The 4,600-nt window shown below is 35.2% G+C and carries 3 protein-coding genes; all 3 read left to right on the forward strand.

Features of this window, described 5'->3' with window-relative positions:
* Positions 1–415: 415 nt before the first annotated feature.
* The 3 genes from GX756_05150 (at position 416) to GX756_05160 (ending at position 3,554) form a co-directional block, all read left to right on the forward strand.
* Complete coding sequence (locus tag GX756_05150) at positions 416–691, forward strand: hypothetical protein (GenBank protein NLC17249.1); 276 nt, start codon at positions 416–418, stop codon at positions 689–691.
* A gap of 34 nt (positions 692–725) precedes the next feature.
* Positions 726–1,181, forward strand: a complete 456-nt coding sequence (locus GX756_05155; protein ID NLC17250.1) for a helix-turn-helix transcriptional regulator — start codon at positions 726–728, stop codon at positions 1,179–1,181.
* A 126-nt stretch (positions 1,182–1,307) separates the two neighbouring features.
* Positions 1,308–3,554 (forward strand): hypothetical protein, encoded by a 2,247-nt coding sequence (locus GX756_05160; protein ID NLC17251.1) that lies wholly within the window; start codon positions 1,308–1,310, stop codon positions 3,552–3,554.
* The last annotated feature ends 1,046 nt before the right edge of the window (positions 3,555–4,600 follow it).

Here is a 4,600-nt window from a genome sequence, read left to right on the forward strand (position 1 = left end):
CGTTGACATTTTGATAATCGTCGTTTCTTTTATGCAGGCGCAAGCAGAAAAAAATAACGCGCAAACCAAAATAATTGCGAGCGCGCCCTTTAATAAAAAATTCTTACTCCTCATTTTCTCCCCTCTTGTCTTCTTTAATAATTAATTAAAAAAGTTGTTATTTGTTGTCAACAAATTGTCAAAAAAGCTGTAAAGCAATATTATTAATAAGCCTTAAAGAAATATTATTACGATAAAATTAAAAGATACGGTTAAAATGCTTGATTTTGAATGTTATGCCCCGCAAGTTTTATTTGCGCTAAATACTTTTTTTGTGTCTTTTTTTAAAATAGCTATTATGTTATAATGTTTTTGGCATAGTTTTTTGTTCTTGCTGAAATAATTTCTTCCAAAAAAAATATATATGATAGCGGATATGGAAAAGATATTGGATAATTTTTTGATGTTGTCGCAAAAGCTTAGTAAGGATATAAGCCTTAAAACTTTTATAGATTGCTTTCCCTATCCCATTTTAATATACGCGCCAGACGGCATGCCCGTAATGGTCAATCAAGCTTTTCTTAAAAGCTATAATATTGACAGCGCCGATGAAATTGCGGGCAAATATAATGTTTTTAAAGACTGCCAAATAACGACTTCCGAGCTGCTGCCTTATACAAAAAGAGTGTTTATTGGGGAGACTTTTTTTTAAAACCAATATAAAAGCTCCTTTGGAAGATATTTTTTTGCGTTTTGAGATAAAAGATTTGGATATTGAGGCGATGTTTATTGACATAGCGATTTTCCCCATTTATGACAAAGACGGAAAGATACCTTACGCGGCGGTATTGTTTATAAACAGGCGCGTATATCGCGCAAAAAAAGAAATCGCCATGGCCCAAGAATACATAAAATCGCATTGCGATGATAAATTTGACATTAACCAAATCGCCAAGGCCGCATGCCTTAGCAAAACGCATTTGACAAGGTTGTTCAAAAAGCATACCGGGACCACTATGTATGAATATTATATTACAAACAAAATAAGCAAACTGCAAGAACAATTATTGGATTTGGACCTTACAATCACCCAGGCTTTTAACGCGTGCGGCTTAAATTACAACGGGCATTTTGCCAAAGTTTTCAAACAAAAAACAGGACTTTCCCCTTCGCAATATCGCAAAAAATACGCTTCAAAATAAATAAAAAACGGCTTTATTCTTACCGTTTTAGGTTCTATATTATATATATTTTAGCCGCCCTTTATTTATATAATTAAAGTTAGCTTTTGTTTGGTCCAAAGTATTTAATATTATAAGGGGTGTGCGATGAAAAGAATCAAAATAGTGTTTTTATTCGTTATTTTGGCAATGGCTGCGGTTTTAGGCGCCTGCAACTTTATTAGCGATGATTTTGAGTTCAAAGATTATGACGATTTCAAAAAAAGCGTAAAAAATTATTCAATGACAATTACAAGCAACGACCAAACGGTCGTTATTAAAGTTTGCGAAGACGGCTATTTATACGAAAGCGGTTCTAGCATTTATTTTTATAACGGCGAAGAAAAAAAGGGCTATTATTTGAATAAAGACGATAAAACGGGCATAGTAAACGCATACGAGGACGGCGAAGAACTGTATGACTGGGAGAGCGGCGGGATTATTGATGTTTTGTATTCATTTCAAATTCTAAAGCTCTTTATGAAAAAAGACGGAAAAGGCAAGGTGGCGGGCAGGAATTGCGCCATTTATACCTACGATAAAGACGGCGTTAAGGCAAAGTATTGGCTGGATAATGAATTTGGGTTTTGTCTAAAATCCGAAATTACCGAAGACGGCGAAATTGAAGTTATGGAAGTTACCGAGTTTTCAATAGACAATGTTACCTTAGAAAATATGATAGACTTATCTTCATATACGATTACCGAGGGCGGCATAATTCCCGCAAAAGCAATAGAATCAATCTCGGTAAAAAGCAACACTATTCCCGCTAACAAGACGCCCGATAATTTGGCGTTAAGTAGCATCAAAATTACCGTTTATTATAGCGACGGCGCTAACGAGGATATGCCCTTAACGGAAAGCATGATTAGCTCTGACGACAGGCAAAAACTTACGACCCCGGGCACGCATACCATAACGGTAAATTTTGGGGGCAAGACGACGACCTTTACGATTACTCTTATTGAGGAGGCTTGGTCTAGCCCGCCCATTGTCAGCAGCATACAAGATTTTTATTCTAATTTCGCGTTGGATTTTGAATCGGCAACTTACGGCTTTGTTCCTAATTTGGCTATTAATATCGCATTGGTTCAGCCTAATTTTGAAAATTATTATTATGAATCCGTTAAAGGAAAAGCCGACGAAAACATGTGGGGCGCGCCTTGTTTGCTTTGGGACGCCTGCTTCCAAATAATGTATCATCTTGAAGGCGTTTTTGACGAAGAAGAAATTGATTTTGGAGGCGGAATTAAGAAAACGCCCTCTTGCGTGGAAACGGCTAGCGGTTACGAGGTAAAATACGCCCAATCCAAAGGCCTTTACAAATATTGGTTTGAAACTAATATAGACTATCACGAGGCGACAAACAGCTTGCGCGCGCAGATTTTTTGCGGAGTTGACGCCCAGAAAGAATTAAAATATATAATTGAATATAACAAGACCGTTGACGGTTATTATATGTGCCTTATACATTACCCAAACGAAGCCATAGATGGCAACCCGTTAAAATATACTACGCTTAGATTGTATTTTAAGGACAAAGCGGGCAAAATTAGCATTAATAGATGGCGAAACCAAACGCCCGCCCAGCTGGATTTGGTGTTCCAAAAGCCGGACGACGCCTCTTACGCCGATAACGGCGACGCGGTAATAACCACCGACGGCGATACCGTCCAATGCCCGATTGATAATCTAAAAAGCGGGTTTTATAATGATTTTAACAACTTGTTAGAATTAATAAACGCGACACGAAATGATGTTTTTGACGAGGAATCCGAAGAACAAAGCCATATTGCTTATGGGGATCTTTCAGCCCAGTTAATTGATATCATAGAGAATATTTATGTCGGCGATTATACTATTTATGAGATAATAAAATCCTACGACAACAAAAAAGAGCTTTATATTGCCGAAGGCGTTACATTGGATGTTAACCGCTCAGACGATACATATGTAGTGGCTTACGAGGACGAATACGGGGAAATAGTCGTTACCGTTAAATATGGCAAGGACGGCTCGTTCCATATACAAAAGAAAACGGACGGCGAACTTGAGCTTCGTTTCCAATGGGCAAGAATACGCCAAGCAAAAGTAATCGAAGACCATTTTACCGAAGTTTTTATAAAGGATTCGGACGCATTTATCCAACGTAAATATGCGTTTAATAATAATAATGGAAATATGAGATTCGTTTCAATTTACGGAATAACCAAGAGCATAGAACTGGACATTTATAAAGCCGCCGACCTTGATATTATTACTTTTGTGCCTGAGCCTGATCCAGCCCTTTTTCCTAATTATGATTATTTCAGGTATGAGTCGGGCGTTTTAAATTATAACTATAATAGAGAATGAATGATTTTAACATTCAAAAAATCCCATAAATAAAAAACCGCCCAAACTTTTGGGCGGTTTTTTGCTAAGGCAAAAAATTGGCGCAACGCCTAAAAAATTATTAATTAAAGCGGCGGCTTATTATTAATCTTTGAAAAGAAACAAAAATAAAGCCGCTAATAACCTAAAAAAGCCATTTTTGCCCGAACTTCAAGAAAAACGCCTATTTTTAAATTTTTCCTAAACTCTTAGTGATAGAATTAGTTTTTGAACCTTATGTTATTCTCTTGGCAATAATTATTTATGCCTTGGGCCAATTCTTGCTAGGTTTTATTTTTTTTGTTATAAATTTTATTATAGGTTTCAAAATATTGCGGATAATTATCGGCTATGTATTTTAAGATTTTCTGTTTATAGCCTGCGCGCAAGTTTAAATTTTCAAACCAATATTCGTCTTTTAATCCAAAAATAATATAACTGCCCGCAATATACAAAAAGACTCTTGACCGCGATTAAAGCGATGCGATATAATAATCACATCACAATTATTTTTTAAAAACATTATTATAAGGTCTTCTACTTGTTTTTTGCGAAGCGGCATAGTCCCAAGATAGTTTAATAGAGGTATTTATGTTTAAGATAATTGATTGGGGGCTTAAAATATTGAATTGTTTATTTTTCGTAATACTAATAATCCTAAAATTCCTAAAAGTTAATAATTAATAAGCGCTACAATTTTTTATTTAATTTCTTTTTCTTTGCAGCGCAAAAAGCAATAACCGCAATTGAATGTTTTTTCTAAAAACAAGGTAAAAAATTTGAGCAAAAATTTTAATTTAATTATTAAATTTTTTTAATAAACTCAGGTTTTGTTTTTTTAGAAGTATAAAGTAAAAATTCAAATTTTTTTGTAGTCAAAAAGCGTCAAAAAATTTATAAAAACATCGTAAAATTTTCTTGACATAAAAAACTCGTTATATTAGAATATATAAGCGTGCCCAAAAGGGCGGCGGATTTTGGAGATGAAACCGAAGGTTACCTAGGCGAATAATTGCAGCGCCTAAGAG

This window comes from Clostridiales bacterium, assembly GCA_012512255.1.
In the GTDB taxonomy this organism is placed as follows: Bacteria; Bacillota; Clostridia; order Christensenellales; family DUVY01; genus DUVY01.

What these genes read in the sequence shown, in the direction of transcription:
- GX756_05150 (NLC17249.1), top strand. Translation starts at nt 416, where the DNA reads ATGGAAAAGATATTGGATAATTTTTTGATGTTGTCGCAAAAGCTTAGT.
- GX756_05160 (NLC17251.1), top strand. Translation starts at nt 1,308, where the DNA reads ATGAAAAGAATCAAAATAGTGTTTTTATTCGTTATTTTGGCAATGGCT.